The organism is Lactobacillus delbrueckii subsp. bulgaricus (genome assembly GCF_046938665.1).
Taxonomy (GTDB): domain Bacteria; phylum Bacillota; class Bacilli; order Lactobacillales; family Lactobacillaceae; genus Lactobacillus; species Lactobacillus delbrueckii_C.
Genome location: NZ_JBKZCD010000006.1, coordinates 1 through 22,147, shown reverse-complemented (window position 1 = coordinate 22,147; position 22,147 = coordinate 1). Strand labels below are relative to the sequence as shown.

Annotated in this window: 18 protein-coding genes; 8 read left to right on the top strand and 10 right to left on the bottom strand. The window is 47.7% G+C overall.

The window, feature by feature from the left end; all coding sequences use genetic code 11:
• The first annotated feature begins 207 nt into the window (after positions 1–207).
• The gene (locus ACLUXO_RS04805; protein WP_412136549.1) at positions 208–1,518 is read left to right on the top strand and encodes an NCS2 family permease; all 1,311 of its coding nucleotides are present in this window, start codon (positions 208–210) and stop codon (positions 1,516–1,518) included.
• Between the two features lie 287 nt (positions 1,519–1,805).
• Positions 1,806–3,386, top strand: a complete 1,581-nt coding sequence (locus tag ACLUXO_RS04800) for an ATP-binding cassette domain-containing protein (protein WP_412136548.1) — start codon at positions 1,806–1,808, stop codon at positions 3,384–3,386.
• Positions 3,387–3,466: 80 nt separating this feature from the next.
• On the opposite strand, the gene ACLUXO_RS04795 is transcribed toward ACLUXO_RS04800, so the two are convergent.
• The 4 genes from ACLUXO_RS04795 to ACLUXO_RS04780 all read right to left on the bottom strand — a co-directional run bounded on the left by ACLUXO_RS04795 (position 3,467) and on the right by ACLUXO_RS04780 (position 8,769).
• On the bottom strand, positions 3,467–5,005 hold the full coding sequence (locus ACLUXO_RS04795) for a ClC family H(+)/Cl(-) exchange transporter (RefSeq protein WP_412136547.1): 1,539 nt from the start codon (positions 5,003–5,005) through the stop codon (positions 3,467–3,469).
• A gap of 71 nt (positions 5,006–5,076) precedes the next feature.
• Complete coding sequence (locus ACLUXO_RS04790) at positions 5,077–6,774, bottom strand: ABC transporter ATP-binding protein (RefSeq protein WP_412136546.1); 1,698 nt, start codon at positions 6,772–6,774, stop codon at positions 5,077–5,079.
• 281 nt (positions 6,775–7,055) lie between these two features.
• Positions 7,056–7,739, bottom strand: a complete 684-nt coding sequence (locus tag ACLUXO_RS04785) for a zinc metalloproteinase (protein WP_412136545.1) — start codon at positions 7,737–7,739, stop codon at positions 7,056–7,058.
• A gap of 214 nt (positions 7,740–7,953) precedes the next feature.
• Positions 7,954–8,769, bottom strand: coding sequence for an AraC family transcriptional regulator (locus ACLUXO_RS04780; RefSeq protein ID WP_412129264.1), 816 nt, complete (start codon positions 8,767–8,769; stop codon positions 7,954–7,956).
• 147 nt (positions 8,770–8,916) lie between these two features.
• Here ACLUXO_RS04780 and ACLUXO_RS04775 point away from each other — a divergent pair, with 147 nt between their 5' ends.
• The 5 genes from ACLUXO_RS04775 (at position 8,917) to ACLUXO_RS04755 (ending at position 14,885) form a co-directional block, all read left to right on the top strand.
• Positions 8,917–10,224, top strand: a complete 1,308-nt coding sequence (locus ACLUXO_RS04775) for a glycoside hydrolase family 32 protein (protein WP_412136544.1) — start codon at positions 8,917–8,919, stop codon at positions 10,222–10,224.
• Between the two features lie 11 nt (positions 10,225–10,235).
• Complete coding sequence (locus ACLUXO_RS04770; protein WP_412136543.1) at positions 10,236–12,173, top strand: sucrose-specific PTS transporter subunit IIBC; 1,938 nt, start codon at positions 10,236–10,238, stop codon at positions 12,171–12,173.
• Between the two features lie 58 nt (positions 12,174–12,231).
• The gene (locus ACLUXO_RS04765) at positions 12,232–14,424 is read left to right on the top strand and encodes an alpha-galactosidase (RefSeq protein WP_412136542.1); all 2,193 of its coding nucleotides are present in this window, start codon (positions 12,232–12,234) and stop codon (positions 14,422–14,424) included.
• Positions 14,425–14,511: 87 nt separating this feature from the next.
• Positions 14,512–14,721, top strand: coding sequence for a galactokinase family protein (locus ACLUXO_RS04760; RefSeq protein WP_412136541.1), 210 nt, complete (start codon positions 14,512–14,514; stop codon positions 14,719–14,721).
• Entirely contained in the window at positions 14,718–14,885 is a 168-nt protein-coding gene (locus ACLUXO_RS04755) for a hypothetical protein (RefSeq protein WP_412136591.1), read from the top strand. The genes ACLUXO_RS04760 and ACLUXO_RS04755 overlap by 4 nt, the downstream gene beginning before the upstream one ends.
• 391 nt (positions 14,886–15,276) lie before the next feature.
• Here ACLUXO_RS04755 and ACLUXO_RS04750 read toward each other — a convergent pair whose 3' ends face one another.
• The 4 genes from ACLUXO_RS04750 to ACLUXO_RS04735 form a co-directional block, all read right to left on the bottom strand.
• A complete protein-coding gene (locus tag ACLUXO_RS04750) occupies positions 15,277–16,059 on the bottom strand; it encodes a hypothetical protein (RefSeq protein WP_412136540.1) in 783 nt (260 codons plus the stop codon).
• A gap of 11 nt (positions 16,060–16,070) precedes the next feature.
• The gene (locus ACLUXO_RS04745) at positions 16,071–16,580 is read right to left on the bottom strand and encodes a hypothetical protein (protein ID WP_412136539.1); all 510 of its coding nucleotides are present in this window, start codon (positions 16,578–16,580) and stop codon (positions 16,071–16,073) included.
• On the bottom strand, positions 16,570–17,199 hold the full coding sequence (locus ACLUXO_RS04740; protein WP_412136538.1) for an ATP-binding cassette domain-containing protein: 630 nt from the start codon (positions 17,197–17,199) through the stop codon (positions 16,570–16,572). The genes ACLUXO_RS04745 and ACLUXO_RS04740 overlap by 11 nt, the downstream gene beginning before the upstream one ends.
• A 101-nt stretch (positions 17,200–17,300) precedes the next feature.
• Complete coding sequence (locus ACLUXO_RS04735; protein WP_201330883.1) at positions 17,301–17,969, bottom strand: beta-carotene 15,15'-monooxygenase; 669 nt, start codon at positions 17,967–17,969, stop codon at positions 17,301–17,303.
• Positions 17,970–18,237: 268 nt separating this feature from the next.
• On the opposite strand from ACLUXO_RS04735, the gene ACLUXO_RS04730 reads away from it, so the two are divergent.
• Positions 18,238–19,602, top strand: coding sequence for an ISL3 family transposase (locus ACLUXO_RS04730; protein ID WP_412136537.1), 1,365 nt, complete (start codon positions 18,238–18,240; stop codon positions 19,600–19,602).
• A 147-nt stretch (positions 19,603–19,749) separates the two neighbouring features.
• Here the strand turns inward: ACLUXO_RS04730 and ACLUXO_RS04725 are convergent, their stop codons facing one another.
• On the bottom strand, positions 19,750–20,298 hold the full coding sequence (locus ACLUXO_RS04725) for a hypothetical protein (RefSeq protein ID WP_412136536.1): 549 nt from the start codon (positions 20,296–20,298) through the stop codon (positions 19,750–19,752).
• 247 nt (positions 20,299–20,545) lie between these two features.
• The gene (gene gndA, locus ACLUXO_RS04720; RefSeq protein WP_412136535.1) at positions 20,546–21,931 is read right to left on the bottom strand and encodes an NADP-dependent phosphogluconate dehydrogenase; all 1,386 of its coding nucleotides are present in this window, start codon (positions 21,929–21,931) and stop codon (positions 20,546–20,548) included.
• Positions 21,932–22,147 lie beyond the last annotated feature (216 nt).

Sequence of the window (22,147 nt, the reverse complement as noted above, 5' to 3'; positions counted from 1 at the left end):
GATTTTTTAAAAGCAAGTGAAAAAATAAAAGGAAAGCGCTTGAGTTGCCATGCTCAAGCGCTTTTTAGCGGTTAAAAATAATGGAAGCATACTTTATAATCACTAATAAAATTATGATTCGTATTTACATCTGGTTAATTCCATGTTAAGGTAGAAATATCTCCTTCTATTGGAGGAAATTCCGAACATTACCTACTGGAGGATCAAATGGAATTTATTAACAAGTATTTCGAGCTCGACAAGCTCGGTTCAAACCCTAAGCGGGAGTTCATCGCTGGTCTGACGACCTTCTTCGCGATGTGCTACATCCTTTTCGTCAACCCCAGCATCTTGGGCGCCAGCGGGATGGACAAGGGTGCGGTCTTCACGGCAACTGCCCTGGCCAGCGCGCTCGGCTGTCTTATCATGGGTATTTTTGCCAACTACCCGATCGCTACTGCCCCGTCTTTGGGTCTTAACGCCTTCTTCGCTTACACTGTCTGCCTCGGCATGAAGGTGAAGTGGCAGACTGCCCTGGCGGCTGTTTTCGTGGCCTCAATCATCTTCATTTTGATTACGGTCTTCAAGCTGCGGGAACTGATCGTGGACAGCATCCCTAACGACTTGAAATTTGCCATCTCCGCCGGGATCGGGATCTTCATCGCCTTCCTGGGCCTGCAAAACGGCAAGCTGGTTGTCAACAGCGCTTCTACTTTGGTAACTATCGGTTCCTTCAAGGACCCGGCTACCTGGGTAACCATCTTCGGTCTGCTGGTAACCATCGTCTTGATGATCCGGCGGGTGCCAGGCGCAATCTTCATCGGGATCGTCCTGTCTTCAATCTTCAGCATCCTGGTTGGCCAAAGCAAGATGCCGACCTCTGTCATTTCTTTGGCGCCAAGCTTGAAGCCAAGCTTCGGCCAAGCCATCTTCCACCTGGGCGACATCAACACGGTGCAGATGTGGACGGTCGTTTTAACCTTCCTCTTGGTGGCCTTCTTTGACACCACTGGTACCTTGATCGGTCTGGCTCACCAGGCTGGCCTGGTTGACAAGGACGGCAAGATGCCAAGAATCGGCAAGGCCATGGCGGCTGACTCAACGGCCATGATGGCTGGTTCCATCATTGGTACTTCACCGGTTGGCGCCTACGTTGAATCTTCATCCGGGATCGCTGCCGGCGGCCGGTCAGGTTTGACTGCCGTTTGGGTTGGTATCTTCTTCCTTTTGTCCATGTTCTTCAGCCCGCTTTTGAGCGTGGTAACGACTACGGTTACTGCTCCAGCCTTGATTATCGTCGGCGTTTTGATGGCCGCTAACCTGGCCAAGATCTCCTGGGACAAGCTGGAAATCGCTGTTCCAGCCTTCTTGATCGTGATCGGCATGGGCTTGACCTACTCCATCGCTGACGGGATGGCCCTGGGTCTGATCATTTACCCGATCTCCATGACTGCTGCCAAGCGGACCAAGGAAGTCAGCCCAATGATGTGGATCCTGGCTGTAGTCTTCGTGATCTACTTCCTGATCTTGAACGTCTAAACCATAACAATAACAATTTTTGCCAAGCTAAAAAGGCGCCTCAAACGTATCTGCTCTTGATACGCTCGGGGCGTCTTTTTTGATAGATTTGTCTTAATATTTCTAACCCGGCCGTTTATAATAATTTTGCTATAAAATGTAAATCTGCTAAACCTGCTATTTTTTCAGTATTTTTCATAAAAAAGGTTGACTTCAGTAAAAATTGTAGCATGATGTGAGTAAGATGAGACGAGTTAATCAAAAATTAACGAACGGATCGTAAAAATTTCAAGAAAGTGTATATATTAGTGAAAAAGCAGTTTATCTATCATGTAAAAAACGCTAAGCTTGTCGTTCTATTGCTGATACTGTCAGTTTCTGTAGGATCAGCAACATACATCCAGTTCCTAAAAGGGAGAATGTTCCAGCAAGCTGTATCCGGCAAAAGCTCCCAGTTGTTAGTCAGCTTCTTATTGTTCGCGTTGGTAATGACAATTGAGGTTTCCTTCTACTACGTGGAATGGCAGTATGAAAACAAACTGGTTTCAGAGACCTTCTTTGAGTTAAAGAAATCAGTTTTAAGTACTGTTACCAAATTCAAGCCATATAAGCAAGCCAGTTCAGATAAAGAGGCTACCCAGCTCTTAACCAATTCTATCGACAGCCTGGAATATCCATACTACAACGCGTGGTTTGACAATCTTTACCTGTCTCTCAGGGTCGTTTTTGTCTTTGTGGCAGTTGCCGCAATCAACTGGATTATAGCAATTATCATCCTTGCTCTCATGTTCATTCCTCTGGGCGTAACCCAAGTGTTCAAAGAGAATATTTCCAAGCTGAACAAGAAGTACATGGATCAAGTAGGGGTGAATCTGAAGAAATATGAAGACATCATTTCAAACATTCTTCCAGTTCATATTTTTAACCTTCGCTCCTTTGTACTAAAAAATGCTCAAGCATCACTTGAAACTGAACGAAATTTAAAAAGAAGCTCAAAGGGCAAGCAATACGCGCTTAATGCTTCATACTCCTTTATCTCCTATTTTTCTAGTTTTGTAGTTTTAGTCTTCTCCTTGCTGCTGGTCAGCCATGGAAAATTAGGACTGTCGTCAGTTATCACCTTGCTTGGCCTAGTTGATCAGCTCAGCATGCCTATTCTTTCCTTATCCCGCAACAGCTCTTCAATAAACAGCACCAAGGCGGTAAGAAATGATATCGATCAATACGTGCTTCAGAACGCCAGTGCCAACCGTGAGCCAATCGGATTTTCCAAGAAAATTTCTTTGGAAAATGTGGCAGTTCAATTAGCCAGCCAAGAAGTCTCATACCGAGATATGCAATTCGACTTCGGTCATAGCTACATCATCCGTGGTAAAAGCGGGGTCGGGAAAACTTTGTTCCTGCATTTGCTGACCGGCCTGCAGCCTTACGATAGCGGAGACATTGCATACGACAACGCTCCACTTGGGCAAGCCGCCGATAAAAACGTCTTTCAGGACATCCGTTTTGTGCAAGCGGAGAATACCCTATTCAATAGCTCAGTTCTTGAAAATATATTTTTTGACCGCACACCTTCAGATGATGAATTAGCATTATGTGCCAAACTATTGAAAAAGAGCACACTAGATTCAGCTGATGCTGCAAGTATCTCAACAGGTGAAAAAAGAAGAGTCCTTCTGCTTAGAGGGTTACTATCAAACAGCAGAACCCTTATCTTTGATGAACCTACCGCGAACCTTGATGAAAATACCAGTGCTGTTTTCTGGGATATGCTCTTTGACTGGTTCAATCAAGGCAATCGAACGATGATTATCGTGTCACACACCATTGACGAAACTAACCTCAATCGCTTTGACAAGCAGCTAGATTTTAACTCGCTGATCAATTAGCTTTTACAAGACTCCGCTTATTTTTGCCAAGCTAAAAAGCCTCAACTCCGGTCGAGGCTTTTTCTGATGCATTTTCTTCTTTATTCTTTGGCTTCCTGCAGGATGGCCAGTTTGTCATAGACCAGGCCCCGCTGGTTTTCATCGATTTCCAAGACTAAAAGGTCGCCGGCTAGCAACTTGGTATTCCCATCAGGGATAATATCCTTTTGCCCCCGGTGAATAACCTTGACCAGAGTCCGGTCCGGCCAGGCAATCTCCTTGACCTGGTGGTCAGCCAACTGGCTGCCTTCATAGATGGAAACAGTCAGCTGGTCTGCTTCACCAACATAGTCGTTGTCTTCTTTGGTCTGCATCCGGCCAGCCAGGCTTTCATAGATCGGCACCCCGCCCAGCAGTTCGTTGACGACATAAGCGGCAACTGAGACCACGGCTAAAGGCATGAGGTGCAGCAGTGACCCGACCATTTCCGCGATCAGCATGATGGCAGTAAAAGGCGAGCGGACGATGGCTGAAAAAAGCCCGGCCATAGAGAAGATGATCAAGTTGACGACCAATTTTTGGTCCAAAAGGCCCAGGTCAACCATAAACTGGCCATAAACCGCCCCCAAGAGGGCCCCCATGGTCAAGATCGGCAGGAAGATCCCGCCCGGCAGGCCAGAATCGTAAGACACGATGGAAAAACTGATCCGCAAGAGGAAGATCAAGACCAGGACATTTACGGCGTGAATTTGGTTCAAGCTCAAGATCAAGTTGTTGCCCCCGCCGATATAGCCTGGGAAGTAGTACATGACCGGCACTAAGATAAGGGCCGGGATGATCCCGTGCAGCCAGCGCGGTAGGATGGTGATTTTTTGATAAACATGGCTGAAATTGAGCAGGCCCCACTGGTAGAAGCGGCCGATCAAGCCCAAGAAAGCCCCCAATAAGAGCAGCTGCCAGTACTGGAGGATGGGGAAGCTGTGCTTGTAGTCGATCGCTAAGACCGGAGTCTGGCCAAAGACATTAGAAACCACAAAGTTGGCCATGATCGCCCCAGCTAAGGCGTTCAGCCAGACCCGGGGGGAAAAGTTGTGAAAGACTTCTTCCACGATGAACATGGCCCCGCCCAAAGGTGCCCCGAAGGCCGCGGACAAGCCGCTGGCCGCCCCGGTTGCCAGGAGGACCCGGGAGTCGCTCTTTGAAGCCTTGAAGCCCTGAGCCACCCCCTGGCCGACCGTTGAACCCAATTGGATTGATGGACCTTCCCGGCCTAAAAAGAGGCCAGACCCGATCGACAGGACCCCGCCGATGAACTTCCGCCAAAGGATTGGCCACCAAGCTAGTTGCAGCTTGCCCTGCAGCTGGAGCTCTACCTCAGGAATCCCGGACCCGCCGGCATGGGGCTGCTGCTTGACTAAGAAGCCGGCCACGATCACGCTGGCCAGAACGCCCCCGGCTAAGAGCCACAAGAGGGCTGGGTTAGTATGCGCTGCCTGGTAGCCTATTTGCCACATGGCCAGGGTCTGCCCGATCAGCCAGCGGAAGCTGCCGACAACGATGCCCGCCACCAGGCCCACGACCAGGGCTTCGAATAATAAGCGCAGGTTGGATTTGCGCGTTTGTCTGTCTTCACTCTCCATACGATTTTTGCCCACCTTTTTTTGCATATAAAAAAGCATAACCCTTTTAGGCGGACATGTAAAATCTACTTTCACCTGCTTTCCAAAGGCCGCAGCTGGTCTTCAACATAGGCCCGGTACTTCGGCAGCTGCTTGAGCAAGTCTTCATGCCGGCCAGCCGCTTGAATCTGACCTTGATCTAAAAAGTAGATTTTATCAGCATTGGCGATCGTCGACAGCCGGTGGGCGATGATGATGACAATCTTTTCCCGGGCAATCCGGTCAACGGCTTGGCTGACCTTGGCTTCAGACTCGGGATCCAGGTTAGCCGTGGCTTCATCCAGGATTAGGCAAGGGGCATCCCGCAAGTAGGCCCTGGCCAGCTGCAGGCGCTGGTTTTGCCCCAGAGACAGCTTCCAGCCGCCCTCCCCCGTTTGGGTGTCCAGGTCCAGTTCCGGCCAAAGGTTGGCTGCTTGCAGGGCCTGGATCATGTCCGACCGGCTGACGGATTTTTCCAAGCCAAAGAGCAAATTGTCAGCGACTGTACCAGCAAAAATATTGTTGTCCTGGGCCACCACGCTGAAGAGGTCCCGCCAGGCAGGCAAGCGGCAGTTTCTGGCTTCCAGGTCACCCAGCAGGATCTGCCCTTGATAGCCAGCTTCTAAACGGGTTAAAAGGTTGATCAAGGTCGTTTTGCCGGCCCCGGATGGGCCAACTAAAGCTGTTTTCGCCCCTTCTTTAAAGTCCAGGGATAAGTCCCGCAAAACCGGGCTCTGGCTGCCTGGATAGGCAAAAGTCAGGGCGCGGACCTTGAGATCAGCGGCTTTTTTCGGCAGCTCCTGGCCGGGATCAGCTTCATCCGGCTGGGCCAGGATGAAGCTGATCGCTTTCAAGGAGCCCCGGGCTTCAGCGTAGCTCATGTAAAAGTTGCCCAAATTGTTGATCGGAGAAATGATGCCGAACATGTACATGATAAATGAGCTCAGCATCCCCAAAGACAGGCTGCCATTAGCCAGGCGCTGGCTGCCGTAGAGCAGAATCAGGAGAAAGCCAGCCAGGGTCAAGACCGTCTGCAGAGGGCCAGTCACGCTGAAAACCGCGTCAGTCTTTCGGGACAGGGCAAACAAGTCCTGCAAGTCGCCGCGGAATTTTTGCAAAACGCCGGCTTGGGCATTGGTCAGCTTGATCAGCTTGATATTGGCCAGATTTTCATCCAAATCAGCAGATACCCGGCTGAGCTTGGATTGGCTTTGATAAGCAAAGTGCTCGTTGATTTTTCCTAAAGGAAAGGCGCTGCTGGCAATCAAGGCAAAAGTCAAAACGATAACCAGAGTCATTTTGACGTCCAGGCTGAGCAGGATCCCCAGGCTGGCGGCAACCGTTAACAGGCTGACCAAAGCGGATGGCAGGACGCTGACGGTAAAGTCCTTGACCACTGAGCTGTCGTTTAGGACATGGCTGAGCAGGGAGCCGCGGCTGTTTTCCTTATAGTAGTTCCAAGGCAGGCGGAGGAGTTTTTCCTGCAAAAGCAGGCGCAGGTCTCTGATCCGCTCATCTCCGGCCAAGCTGAGCAGGTACTGGCTGCCGGCTTCCAAGAGGCTGGCAATGAGCAGGCAGAAGCCGATCTGGCCCAGGCTGCTTGTCCGGGAAAGCATTTTTCCATGATCGATCACTTGCTTTAGCAAGAGAGGAATTTTCAAGGACAAGGCAGTGGCCAGGCAGCTCAGCAGGATTGCCAGGATTTGCCGGCGGTCGAGGGAAAACAGGCGGATTTTTCCAGCTTTAATCATTGCCGTGGAAACAGATGAAGCTGTATCTGTGCTGTCTTCTGCGGTGCCGCTTGGCGCTTTTGCCGTCACGTTCCAGGATTTTTTCCATTTCCAAAATAAAGTTAAACATTGTTTTTGCTCCTCATCTAATCAACTTACAAGGCAATTGTAGGCCAAGGAGCGGGCCGTAAACGAAAGCCGTCAAATTTGCCGCTTTTCGCGTCATTTTCGTCAGATAAAGGGCAAAAGAAAAAGAGCGAAGCTCACGGATGGAGTCTCGCTCTCTAGAGTTATATTCGCTTTTAGTAGTTGGTTACAGTTGCCTGGCCAACGCCGATGATCTTGAATTGGGCAGCTTGGCTGCTCTTCTTGCCAGCAGCTGAGGCAATGACCTTGAAGTTTCCCTTCTTGCCCTTCAGTGACTTGGCTGAGAAGAAGACCTTTTGCTTATCCTTGGTCAACTTAGCCTTCTTGACCAGCTTGTTCTTGTAGTAGAACTTTAAAGTAGTTTTCTTCTTGGCATCGGTCGTAAAGGTTAGGCCCTTCTTGGTCCGGTCAGCCTTAAGCAGGGTTGGCTTAGCGGCAGCGTAGTTGTCCTTGGTCAAAACGTAGGCCTTGGTTACCGCCTTTCCCTTGGCGTTTAAGCCGGTAAGAGTGAAGTCCTTGTAGCCGGTAAACTTGACGGCCGTCTTGAATTGCCCCTTCTTGGTTACCTTGACCGGCTTAAGTGCCTTGGCATTGTAGCTGACAGCCACCTTGCTCGCGCCTTTGGCCTTGCCAGCAATTGTCAATGACTTGGTCTTGGCGTTATAGCTGGTTTTAACGGCAGTTACGGCTGACTTAGCCGGAGTATAGTTCACAACCGTTACGATGTCAGCGGGATCATCATTGTCCGCGGCATTGACTTGCTTTTCACCAATGACTGTCAACATTCCCAAGGCTAAAGCAGCCGTTGAAACTGAAGCTAAAATCTTGTTTCTTTTCATATTTTTCCTCCTAAAAAGCATTAATCAGCTTACGCGATCATTATAAATCCAGGAGACATTTTCTGCTGAACAAACGTCAAATTTGGCTTATTTTGCATCATATTCGTCCATAAGAAAAAGAGCGAAACCCAACACGGAGCTTCGCTCTCTAGAGTTATCTTTGCTTTTAGCAGTTATGCTAGGCGCTCAATTTATTCTTGCAATTGGTGATCAGCTAACAATATTGGTCGCGGTACAATTTCGGCGCGATGCCAGTCTCCTTCTTAAAGAACTTGGAAAAAGCACTAGAATCATCAAAACCGACCGAGGCAGCAATAATATTGACCGGATCCCCGGTCTCAACCAGCAGCTCCTTAGCTTTGCGGACACGCAGCTCAGTCAGGTAGCGCTTAGGCGACTCTCCCCGCTCTTTATGAAAAGCCGTTGTCAGATAATTGGGATGCACGCCAATAAACTCCGCCACATCAGTAATCTGGATCGGGTTTTGATAGTTGAGGTCCATGTAGTGCATGGCCAATGTTGAGATGGACTGCTGCTGCATCCGGTTCAAAATGCCAATCTCATCAACCACATTTCCCAGCAAGGTATACATTAAGCCATTAATCTTTAAGAAAGAGCTGAAACTGTTGTCCGAAGTATCCAGAATCTGGCGAATAATGTTCTCATATGCAACCGCGCTATGGCAGTCAAACACATACTGCTGCTTCTTGGAAACATCATAAATAAAGTTTGACCTGATGCCCAAGAAGCCAAACCAACAATATTTCCAAGGATCATCACTAGCCGCCGTGTACTTGAAGGCGTAGCCCGCGGGAACAATAAACAGCTGATTCTTGGAAACATGATACTCCTTTCCGTCGATTTCCAAGGTGCCCGTTCCTTCTTTGACAAAGTGGATAAAGTGATAATCCCGACTCTTCAAGCTATAGCTGTGATTAGGCTCGCAATACTCGATCCCGCAGCTATACAAAATCAAGTCAGAAATGTTTTTATTGCTGAATTCGGTAAACCGGTCCGTGTATTGTCTCAAGTAATGCTTCATTGTCCCTTGATTATATAACAGATCTGAGAAATTTACATGTTTATCCGTGTTTTGGCTATTTTTGAAAGCGAAATCTCAGGCTATGATATCAGTGTAGATTAAATGAAAGCGCAAACCAAAGGAAAGGGCTAAAACGTGAAAAATACATATAAAAATCAATTTCACCTTGAGCCTGAACACGGTCTGCTGAACGATCCCAATGGCTTGACCTGCTACCAAGGGAAGTACTACTTCTTCCATCAATGGAACAGGTTTGAAACAAATCACTGCTACAAGGCTTGGGGCTTGTTCACGTCAACCGACCTCGTTCACTGGCAAAATGCCGGTCCGGCTCTATTGCCTGACACTGCAACTGATCGAGATGGGGTTTATTCAGGCAGCGGCTTGGTTGATGATGATCAGCTCTGGCTCTTCTATACCGGCAACACTAAGCCTGATGGCCAACGCAAGACTTATCAGAAAATCGCCGTCTCCCAAGACGGCCGGACCTTCGTCAAGCTTGACCGAGTCTACCCAACCCCAGTTGGGTATACCGAACATTTCCGTGATCCGAAGGTCTGGCGGCAAGCTGGCCGCTTCTGGTGCATTATCGGGGCTCAAAGCACGCAAACCGAGGGTCTAATCCATCTCAGTTCTTCCATGAACTTGGTTGATTGGACTGACGAGGGCGTCTTTTTCAAAGATGACACTCTCTTGCAAATGGTTGAATGTCCCGATTACTTTGAAACAGATGGGCAAGGAGTCCTTCTTTGCGGAGTTCAAAAGCGATCCCCAATTGATCAAGGCGACCTAGAATTTGGCAGCCGTGCTCTTTATTGGCTTGGCAGCTTTGACCCAGAAACCAAGCAGTTCAGTCCGCAAGCCGCGGCTCAACCGCTCGATGATGGCTGGGACTTCTACGCTCCGCAGACTTTCAAGGACGACCAAGGCCGGCAGATCATGACCGCCTGGATGTCACGGATGGATGAGGATCAAGAAGCGCGGTGTCCAACCAAGCAATTTGGCTACATCCACTGCCTGACTTTTCCCCGTGAGCTCCATTTCAAAAACGGTCACCTCTATCAGTACCCGGTTGCCGAAATCAAGCAATTGCGTCAGAAGGCCCAGACCGTCACCGGCGAGGTCACTGCTGGCCAGGCTTTCGAACTGGAATGCCTGGTTGAGAATCAAGACTTCACAATCAAGATTTCTGATCAGATCGCAATCTGTCGGCAAGGAAGCCAATTGCAAATCCAGCGCAAAAACTGGGCCGATGGTACTTGGCAAGAAAAATGCCTCACGGTTGATCAAGTAGCTGAGCTCAGCATCTTCTGCGATGCTTCCGCTGCAGAAATATACGTCAACCATGGCCAGCACTGCTTCTCTTTGCGATATTTCACAACGGAGGAAACGCGCCGGATCACCATCACGCCAACCCTTAACAGCACTTTATACTCATATTAAGGAGAACAATCATGGACAATAAAGAATTAGCCAAACAGATTTTGCTCCATGTCGGAGGAAAAGAAAACGTCAAGTCCGCCATGCACTGCGCGACGCGGCTGCGGATCATCACCAAAGACCAAAACAAGGTTGACGTTGACGCGATTGAAGACCTGCCAAAGGTTAAAGGCAGCTTCTACAATGCTGGTCAATACCAAGTCATCTTGGGGACTGGGCTGGTAGACAAGGTCTACGATGAATTCGCCGCCCTGATCGGCGGCGGGGATGGCTACGTTGAAGCTGATGACGATGCCCCTAAAGAAAAGATGACTTTCCAGCGGGCTGTCCGGATCTTCGGTGACGTCTTCGTGCCAATCATCCCCGTCCTGGTTGCGACCGGTCTGTTCATGGGCTTGCGGGGGCTCTTGACTCAAGATGCCCTCTTGCACATGGTTGGCCTCTCCAGCAAGACGATTCCAGCCAACTTTATCACCTTTACCCAAGTACTGACGGACACGGCCTTTGCCTTCCTGCCAGCCTTGGTAGCCTGGTCCACTTTCAAAAACTTCGGTGGCTCGCCAGTCTTGGGGATCGTCTTGGGTTTGATGCTGGTCAGCTCATCCCTGCCAAACGCTTACGATGTTGGTTCTGGCAAGGCTCAGGCCTTGATGTTCTTCGGTTTCATCAAAGTCACTGGCTACCAAGGATCTGTCCTTCCTGCCTTTATTACTGGGATCGTGGGCTCACAGATTGAGAAATGGCTCAAGAAGCACATTCCTGACTCATTGGACTTGATCTTAACGCCATTTTTGACCTTGCTGTCCGGTTTGATCTTAGCCCTCTTCATCATTGGGCCAATCTTCCACTCCGTTGAAAATGCCGTTTTGGTCGCTGTCCAATGGCTGCTCAACCTGCCATTCGGCATTGGCGGCTTGATCTACGGCAGTTTCGGCCAATTGTTGGGGATCTTCGGGATTCACCACATCTTGAACTTCCTGGAAATCACGATGCTGTCACAAACCGGCTGGGACTACTTAAACCCAATCGGTACCTGCGGCAACATGGCCCAAGCCGGTGCCGTCCTGGCCGTTGGTCTTAGAGTTGCTTCAAAGAAAATCAAGCAAGTTGCCTACCCATCAGCCTTGTCTGCTTCTTTGGGGATTACTGAACCAGCTGTCTTCGGGGTCAACCTGCGCTTGATCAAGCCATATGTTTGCGCCATGATCGGCGGTGGCGTCGGTGGTTTCTTCGCCTCAATCCTCCACTTGAAGGCTACTGGGATGGCCTTGACTGGTATTCCAGGGACGCTCTTGTACCTTAACAACCAATTGCCTTTGTACATTCTGGTTAACCTGATTGCTTTCGGCGTAGCCTTCGTCTTGACTTGGATGTTTGCCGTTAAGAAAGACACCAGCTTCGAATCAGCCAGCGCTGCCAAGCCAGCCGCTTCTGCTGCCAACAACGCTAGTGAACCTGCAGCAGAAGCCGCAGAAGACAACAAAGTTGCCGCTCTTAAGTCAGAAAACGTCGCCGCTCCTGTTTCCGGTCAATTGGAAGACTTGTCTGAAACCAATGACCCGGTCTTCTCTCAAAAACTGATGGGCGATGGTGCTGCTATCATTCCTACCGATAACACGATCTATGCTCCAGTTTCTGGCGAAGTAACCGTTGCTTTTGAAACAAAGCACGCCTATGGAATTCAATCCGATAACGGCGCCGAAATTCTCATCCACGTCGGAATCAACACCGTTGAGCTGAAGGGCAAGAATATGGAAAGCTTCGTTAGCCCAGGCCAACGGGTCAATGCCGGCGACAAGCTGGGAACGGTCGACGTTCAAGCCGTCAAGGATGCCGGTTATGATCCAACCGTCATGTTAATCGTTACCAACTCTGCTTCATACTCCTCATTAAACCGCAAGGCTAACCAACAAGTAGAGCACGGTGACGACGTCCTGACATTAAACGCTTAATCTTGAAGAAAGGCCTTCGCACCCCGTGAAGGTCTTTTTTTCATAAAGGAGAAAAATCATGAGCTTAATTTCCTTTGACCAAAAGAGACAGCTGTTTCATTTAAACAATGGCCACGTCTCCTACATCATGAAAATTACTGAAGGCCTGCTTTCATCAGTCTACTTTGGCCAGGCCATCCCTGACTACCACGGCAGTCTTTCCTACCCGCTGATCAAGCGCGACTTCATGCCCAACCTGGCCGACGTCAGTGACCGTGCCTTCTCGCCCAACGTCCTGCCGCGTGAGTTTTCCGCAAGTGGCGATGGGGACCTGCGCGAGCCTGCCCTGCAGGTCAAGCATGAGAATGGGGCCAATGCCCTCCAGCTGCGGGTCGCAAACTGGACGATCACTGACGGCAAGCCCCAGCTCTCTGGCCTGCCAGCCGCATATCTCAACGATCCTTCCGAAGCACAGACGCTTGAGATCGTCTTGAAAGATCTTGCGGGCAGCGCGAAGGTAATCCTGTCTTACACGATTTTCGCCAACTATGACATTATCACGCGGTCCGTCCGCGTCAAAAATACTGGCTCAGCAACCCTCACTTTGGACCGCGTCGCTTCGATGCAAGTGGACCTGCCGGCAGCCGATTTTGACTTGCTGACCCTGCCTGGCACCCATATGGGCGAGCGGCAGCTGCAGCTTGAGCCAATCAACATCGGCCTCAAGAAAATCTCCAGCAACGGCGGTGTTTCCAGCCACCAGGAAAATCCCTTTATCGCCCTGACTTCACCTCAGGCAACTGAAGAAACGGGCACTGTTTACGGCTTTGCCCTGGTCTATTCCGGCAATCACGGCTTTTGGATTCAAAAAGACCAATTCGGGCAATTGCGCATCCTGGCTGGCATCAACGATGAGAATTTCTCATGGACTTTGCCAGCCGGCTCAGAATTCCAAACGCCTGAAGTCTGGCTGACATACTCACATGAGGGGCTTGGCGCCATGAGCCGGCAGTTCCATGGTCTGGTCAAGCACAACCTGGTTCGTGGCCAATTCAAGCAGCAAGCGCGACCAATTCTGGTCAACAGCTGGGAAGCAGCCTACTTTGATTTTGATGAAGACAAGCTCAAGCCCCTGGCAACAGAGGCTGCCAAAGAAGGAATGGAGCTGTTTGTCTTGGACGACGGCTGGTTTGGCCACCGCAATGCCTCTGACAGCTCGCTTGGCGATTGGGTTGCCAACCCCGCGAAATTCCCGCATGGACTGCGGCATTTCAGCGACTTCGTGCATGATTTAGGGCTTAAGTTTGGCATTTGGGTTGAGCCCGAAATGATCTCAATTGACTCAAACCTCTACCGTACGCATCCTGACTATTTGGTCAAGGTGCCGCAATACGCCCCGCTCCCTTCACGGCGGCAATACATCCTCAACCTGACTTTGCCAGAAGTCCGCGAGAATCTGTTCACCCAGCTAAAGACCTTGATTGTTGAAAATGGTATCGACTATGTCAAATGGGACATGAACCGGCCTTTGGTTGACCTCTATGCCGCAAACCTGCAAAACCAAGGCGAATTCAGCCACCGCTACATCTTAGGCGTCTACCAGCTAGTAGACCGGCTAGTAAGCGCGTTTCCAGAGGTGCTGTTTGAGGGCTGCGCCAGTGGCGGCGGGCGCTTTGACTTAGGCTGGGCCTATTACATGCCGCAATCTTGGACTAGCGACAACACGGATGCCATGGCGCGCACGAAGATCCAATATGCCACCAGCCTGGTCTACCCGCCTTCAGTCATGACGGCCCACGTTTCAGACGTGCCCAACCAGCAAACCGGCCGCGTCGTGCCCCTGAAGACCCGCTACAATGTTGCCGCGAGCGCCATGCTGGGCTATGAATTAGACTTGACCAAGCTTGACTCTTCCCAACAAGCCGCGATTGCCAACCAGATTGCTGATTACAAGAGAATCCGTGACTTGATCATGAATGGTGAACTATACCGCCTAAGTTCACCATTTACCAGCCAAAAAGCCGCCTGGGAATTCTTGGCTCCTGACCGCAAGACCGCGCTGGTAACCGTGGTCGTCAACCAGATTCAAGCACAGCCGCGCGTCTCAATCACCAAATTGGCGGGGCTGATTCCTGAAGCAATCTATGAAGAGCAAGCCAGCGGCTGCCGGTTCAGCGGCGCGGAACTGATGCGTGCCGGCTTCTTCGACAAGATTTTCAAGCATGACTATGACAGCGTTCGGTATCTATTTAAAGCCGTTCACGTAGAATAAACAGTCGCCTTAAAGGCGCCGGTTTATCCGGACACGCTCGGGCTTGGAAGACTATCAACTGACAGACCATAACGAAGGGTATCAAGAATGAACACAGCTTTTTTAAAAAATAATTTCGAACAAATTTTTAAGCAACCAGCAGCCGATCTGTTCTTTTCTCCAGGCCGGATCAACATTATCGGCGAACACACCGACTACACTGGCGGCCACGTCTTCCCTGCGCGATCAGTCTGGGAACCTATGCTGCCTACGGCCCTAGAGCAGACAAGAAGATCGCCGTTTGCTCCGGCAATATGAATGACGACCTGGTCGTCTTTGACCTCAACGAGCGAAACGTTGACCAAATCCTCGAGCAGGAATTGCTTGACGTCTTTGACCAGGTCCTGGCCGACGCCGGCGTTTTCAAAGACGATGCTGCTGGCGAAGCAGGCTGGCAGAATTTTTTAGCAGAAATTGAGTAAAAAAGAGCGAAATTCCAACATGGAGTTTCGCTCTTTAGCGTTATCTTTGCACTTATTACTCATGTTTGCGCTGATCTTCATCATATCTATCTATAAAGATCTCATATGCAATGGCCAGTACAATTATGATCCACCTAAGGATTATGCTGATCGCAGACTTAACGCCTAGCAGCTTAAGCAAAGCATCAATACACTCAAAATCAAATAGAATATATAACCCACCATCAATTACTATAAAAAGGTATACCAATGCCTTTACACGCTTTTTTATCATTTTCCAACTACTCACAATTTGTTAAATAAAATATACCGAAAAAGTATATTTTCTATCAAGCCATGGAAACAAGTCATACTGACTAGTCATTTTGATTACCTACTTCATCTGCGAAAGTTACAGCACGGCCCGGCGGCAAGCCAACTTATACATCCCCATACAGTAGGCAGCTAACGCTATCGTCATCAAAGCTGTCAGCCATAACAGCGGACGGCTGCCATTCTCTGGCAAGAAATCAGTAGGTGATATGCTTGGCATATCATCAATTGGTAAAACGGCATCCAATTCCATTAAGATCAGCTCTAAAACCAAGGCTGTACTTAATGAGGCAAAGCGATTTCTAATCCAAACCGAATTGACTAAGACAAATACCGAGAACAAACCACCCCAGATAGAAGCCAGCAAAATATTCAGACACGCGTGAACAAATGGGTGACTATAGTACAAGGAAACCAGCATGGTGTTGAAGTTAAAAATCCCAATATTGATATTCAGCAAATTATCCGGCTTAAAATTGGGAAGAATCAACAGATACCCCAGCAAGTTAAAAAGCATAGGAATCATGATGGTCACAAAACCAGTCACAAATGCCATAACCGCATATTGCTTAATCAAACGAGCTAAAGGTACCTGCAGTTTAAACTTATTGAATAGACCGCTGTCTAAGTCCTCTTTTAACATGTTTCCTGCTGGAATACTAGCTAAGAAGGGCAAGAGGATAAAGAAAATTGTCGTTGCAGATGAGTCAGTGTTAATTGACAGCCAGCGGGTGTAAGGAGAGTCGATATTCGCCATGCCAGTGTAGCAGTTGACGATTATCTGCCCCAAGCTTACTGCCATTCCAACAGCGATTGCCGCGACAAACCAGCGTTTATTTAATCTTGACCATAATAAACTCATTCTGTCTTCCCTCATTCCAAAAGCAGTGAATATTTCTTATACCCATTGCCATCCCCAACCAAAAAGCTGAATCTAGCCGGTGCGTTTTCTGTATCGTACCAGTCTCTCAGATTGGTAAATGTTAGTGTCAATGGCTGAGGCGTCTTGTTTGTTAAATTCCAAGTAGATATTTTATGCCCTCTCCCATCAATCGCTACGTTATTTGATGAATTGCTAATACTGTATGGCATATTGAAATACATGTTGTTAACCACGGCGATTATTCCATGCTTGCCATCCGCGTAATAGCCACGATCCTTCAGATCAACCTTTACAGTCAAATAGACGTTTTCTTTCCCTTTGACCATCTTGGCGGACAAAATCTTAAAGTCGATTCCCGGAGCATGAACCTCCTGCCCTTTTTTGACAAAAATTTCCTTGTCTACCCCGCAGCAAACAGGATTAGCATTTACTTGCCAATAGCGCAGGCCTGCCAACACGCACAAGACGATGGCTGCTGCCAGCCACACTTTACGCTTCATGAACCACACCTTCTTCAACTTTAAAGCGCTTGGTTGCCACGTGCTCAACAAAATCCCGGTCATGTGAGGCGATGACAAAAGTGCATCCCTTGCTTTGCCGCAACTTGATCAAATCCACCAACTTATCAATACTATCGCTATCCAAAGCGTTGGTCGGTTCATCTAATACAATCAGCGGATATGAGCCTAAGAAAGCTTCAGCAATACCCAGCTTCTGCTTCATCCCTAAAGAAAACTTCTTGACCTTTTCATTAGGAAAGCGGCTTAAGTCAAAGTATTTCAGCAGTTCTGCGATTTCAGTTGCAGAAATATGCTCATCAAGCTTGGCTAAAAGCTCCATATTCTGCGTTGCCGTGAAGTCTGTAATCAAGCTGGGATTTTCAATCAGAATCCCAGCCTTGACCGGATAAGCATCTTGCGGCTTGACCTGCTTGCCAGCTACCAAAACTTCTCCATCAACCTTCATCAAGCCCAAAATCGTCTTTAAAATCAAGGTCTTCCCAGATCCGTTGATCCCTTCAAAAACCGCGATCTGGCCAGCCTCAATCTTGCAGTTGACTTGACTGAGTAGCTGCCGGCCTGAGATGACCTTATTTACATTCTTTAACTCAATAAACATTCTTCCTCCTTTAGACCCAGCCGTGCTTACTGTCAACTAACACGTACAGCAAAGCCCAGATCAGGGTCCACACAAACATAATTATAATTTCAAGTTGTGGTTTACCAATCCTTTCTAAAGATCTCTAACCGTACGATAAATACTAAGATCAAAATCAAGACCAGTAACATTGGGAACATAACTAATAGCAAAAAATATGTATTTGGAATTAGGAAATCATAGAATAAAGATAGATGGCGATTAACGTTTAAACCAAAAGAAATACCATTCAAAATAAAGCCAGATAAAAACGCCCAAGTTTGATTACTTACCAGCAAGAAAAAGCTAGTAATCAGTAGCGTCGCCAAGCAAGACAAGGCCAGATACAAATAGCGAATCAGTATCTCACCTGCTATTGCTTCTAAAGTTGGTCCCCAGCCATTGAGACACATGCCCATTAGACAGCCGACTCCCCATGGCACAAGAGTCACGAGCAAAGCCATCGCCAAATGGTACTCCAGCTGCTTCCAAATTATCCGCCTGCTCCCAGTAACATAAATATCCTGCAACCGAATTCGAAAAGCGCACAGTAAAAGCAACATTTGAGCAGGGACTAGCAAGCTGAAAACAAGAAAGCGCGAGAATATAGTCAATTCCAGCCACTGGCTTTGTGGAGCATTTCTCACTCCAATCGCATTGCTGCATCCCCCAAATAAAATTAAAATGGCTGCTAGGAAATACCACTTACGTATAGCATTGTCCTGCAGCCATTGTTGCCTGATAATATACATATATACGGCTCCTCCCTTATATTTTTTCTTCCCCTTTAATCGCTTTCAGTATAGTTCCACATATAATTACTGTCAACATGAATTTAAACAAAAAATTCAAGCAAAAGTCATTGACACATGCTCTAGCATCATGCCAGACGCGGCTTTAAGGCTATTTTTATTGGTTCAGTATAAATTCGTGTGTAAATAGTAAAAAATAGACAACAAAAAAGAAGGGTTGTCCCTTACAATGTTAATAACCACAAAAACATGGGGGGCCCTTCTTACTATGAATTATACAGAACAGACAGTTTTTACTCAAGACTTTGAAGCTAACAAAGGTGTCTTATTTTTCGAATCTGGTTTAACCGACTTTATTCAAGTGGGTATGCCAATTCAAAATGATGATGAGAAAATCTTTGTTGGGAAATTAGCTGAGTGTGAACCTGGTTTCTGCCCTGATTGCTCAGCGAAGCTAGTAAAGAATGGGACCTTAGTCACTACCCTTAAGCACGTTCCTCTGGGAATAGAACATACTAAGATTAAGGTATCTTACGCACGTTTTCGTTGTCTCAACACCGATTGTAAATTCAATACTAGAAGTCAGCCTATTTCCTTTAAAGCCGATGGTTATCGAATTACCAAGGCTTTAAAAGAATGCACTGAGCACTTACTAAGCGATGGATACACTCTAAAACAAGTCGCTGCACTTACTGGCCTTGATAAAATGACAGTTAAGTCAATTCACAAGGAACTCCTATCTAAATTTACAACCGATGGAAAGACGCTCATTAAACCTGAAAGACAGGCAAGATACCTAGCCATAGATGAATTCAAACTGCATGATGGTTATAAGTACGCCACTGTAATCATTGACTGGGAAACTGGGCACATTCTTTACTTAGCTCATGGCAAGAAGAAGGCCGTTGTTTATGAGTTTATGGATCATGTTGGCGATGAGTGGATGTCTAAGGTTGAAGCAGTTGCTTGTGACATGAACTCAGATTTTGAGGAAGCCTTCAAAGAGCGCTATCCCAAGCTAGACATTGTCTATGATCGCTTCCATATCATCAAGAACTTCAACGATAAAGTTGTTTCTGAAATCCGTAAGGATGAACAAAAGCGACTGGCTGAAGAAGGTACTCCAGGAGCCGCCAAAGTGCTTAAGAACTCTCGTTATATCTTGATGTCTAAACGATCCACCCTAGTTCAAAAGGACGAGAACGCTCGACAAGGAAAGCTAGTATCCGTGCCTGGTGAAATCTTCAATAAGCCAGAGATTAGGGCTCACGGTGATAATGAGAGCTGGTATGACGAGCTGCTAGAAGAAAACAGATTGTTCTTCACAATAGACATCGTCAAAGACCTATTGGATCAGGCATATAGCTCAAATGACGAAGTGGAGATGTGCGTTAAACTCGAGTACATCATTGATATTTGTATCGAGACTGAGAATAGCCACTTTAAGTGGTTTGCCCGGCTCTTACAGCGCCACCTGTCAGGAATCTATTCATTCGCTAAGCACAGGATATCTACGGGCAAATTAGAGGGTATTAACAACAAGATCAAAACTGAGAGACGCAAGGGTTATGGATATCCAGACGATGAATATTTCTTCCTGAGATTAATGGAATTATCTAGGAAGAAGCCATAAGTCTCTCAGTCAATTTACACACGTTTTTATACAGAACCTTTTTATTCAGTCATATATTTATCTCGCCTTTTTAAAAAGGGAGAAATCATTAAAAATATAATTTTATTTCCGCCAGTATTTTTTCACCAATGACTGCTTTTTACTCGCTCATTTTTTCTTTAAGCCCGATATTTTGCCGGAATCAAGAGTAGCCACTTTGGTCAAGCTACTCTTGTACTGATAAAGGCTGCCCTCATCTGAAAGCCCGGCATTGTATTTTAGAAAGACATAGTAGTCATCGCCAAGCTTAAACAGGCTCAGCATCGCAATAGCGTGCTTGCTTCTCTTGGCGATCAGCTTAGTTAGCTTGACCCAGTTTTCATCAGAAGAGACCTGTTCGTTTTTCCTCAGCTCTTTCTCGTTTACCGTTAAATAAATATTGTTTTTCTTGTCCGTATGCTCCACAAAAACTTGTGGATCTACTTCAATCGGCTTAACAAACTGCTTGTTTTGACTGGATCTGCTTTTTTCGACTTTCCCGTTATCATAGATGGTCGCGAATCTAGTTCCAGAGTCATCGTCTGCCGTTATTCTAGCTTCCAAAATCGTGCTGGCGCTGTTATCGACGTGCTTTAACAGCAACAATGTCCCAAGCAGCAGAACGACAATTAAGCCAGAAATAGTCAATAACTTTTTGTGCGATCGAATAAACTCCATAACATGCTCCCCCTATATCTTTTTTAACCGCTTTCAGTGTATTTCTGACAGATTTATTTGTCAACTATATATTAAAACGCTTTTCCTAGTAAAAAGAGCAGCATAAGATAGCCGTGGCTAGTTTTATATTCCAATTTAATAATAACTTCCCCTAATCCATATTCCTTGTATCTAGCTTTATTAGCTATGCAAGCAAAAAGAGTGAAACTTTCCAACGAAGTTTCACTCTTTTCATCAATACTGTTTGTTATTTTTCTTCATACCATTCGGTGTGGTAAACGCCCTCGCGGTCGTTTCTGTAGTAAGTGTGCGCACCGAAGTAGTCTCTTTGTGCCTGAATCATGTTGGCCGGCAGGCTTGGGTTGAAGATTGATTCCAGGTAGTTCAGAGCCGCGCTGAAGCTTGGAGTCGGCACGCCAGCTTCCGCTGCCAGCTTAACGACTGCTCTCAAGGCTGGCAGGTTCTTTTCCATCACGCCCGCAAAGTATGGGTCTTGGAAAAGGTTGTCCAGTTGCTTGCCGTCAGCGTAAGCATCTTCAATGTGGTACAGGGTCTTGGCGTGGATGATGCATCCCGCTTCCCAGTTCTGCGCGATCGCCGGGTAGTTCAGTTCCCAGTCGTAAGCCTTAGCAGCCATGGTCAACTGCTGGAAGCCCTGAGCGTAAGCTACGATCTGCGCCAGGTACATTGCCTTGCCCAAGTTGTCGATCAAGTCGCTGGCAACTTCACCGTCGTAAACGACTTCCTTGCCTTCACGGGTCGTTGCCTTGGACATGAAGCGGGCCAAAACGGCTTCCGCTACCACCGTAATTGGAGCGCCCAGCTTGATGGCATCTTCCAGCATCCAGTTGCCAGTCCCCTTGTAGGAAGCAACGTTCAAGATGTGGTCGATCACATCGTCGTCAGTCAAGTCGTCCTTTTGCCGCAAAACTTGTGAAGCAATTTCAATCAAGTAGGCGTTCAAGTCACCCTTGTCCCATTCGGCAAAAATATCTGCCATTTCCTGGTTGGACTTGTGAGCTGCCTTGCGCATGATGTCATAGACTTCTGAGATTTCCTGCATGATCGCGTATTCCATCCCATTGTGGACCATCTTGACGTAGTGGCCCGCCCCTTCTGGCCCGATATAGGACACGCAGGCGCGGCCGTCTTCAGTCTTAGCGGCCATCGCGGTCAGGATTGGTGCTGCTTCTTCATAAGCTTCCTTGTCCCCGCCTGGCATCAAGGCCGGGCCGTTCAAGGCACCTTCTTCACCACCGGACACGCCCATGCCGATGAAGTGCAGGCCGTGCTTCTTTAATTCATGGTAGCGGCGGTTGGTGTCGTGGAAGTTGGAGTTCCCGCCGTCAATAATGATGTCGCCCTTGTCCAAAAGCGGGATCAGCTTCTGAATGGTTTGGTCAACCGGGTCACCAGCCATGATCTGCACCAAAATCTTGCGGGGCTTTTCCAAAGAATCAACGAATTCTTCCCAAGTGTAGCAAGGCTTCAGCTTGTCGTCCTCGTACTTGGCCAAAGCATCGACTTCCGGCTTGTCGATGGAGAAGCCGGAGACTGAAAAGCCGTGATTTCTAACATTGAGGGCTAAGTTCTTGCCCATGACCGATAAACCGATCACACCAAATTGTTGCATTTATTTACCTCCTAGTATGTCTGCCTCTTTTATTATACTTGCAAGCAAGAAAAAAGCGAAACCAAAAGGTTTCGCTTTCTTCTTTATTTATATCTCTCTTAGTGAGAAGCACCTGAAGTAGTGTCTGGTGCGTTTTCAGGAACTGAAGCACTTGAAGTTGCTTGAACTTGCAAAGCTTCTGCCTTGTCTTCTGAGTGACCAGATGCACCTGAAGCT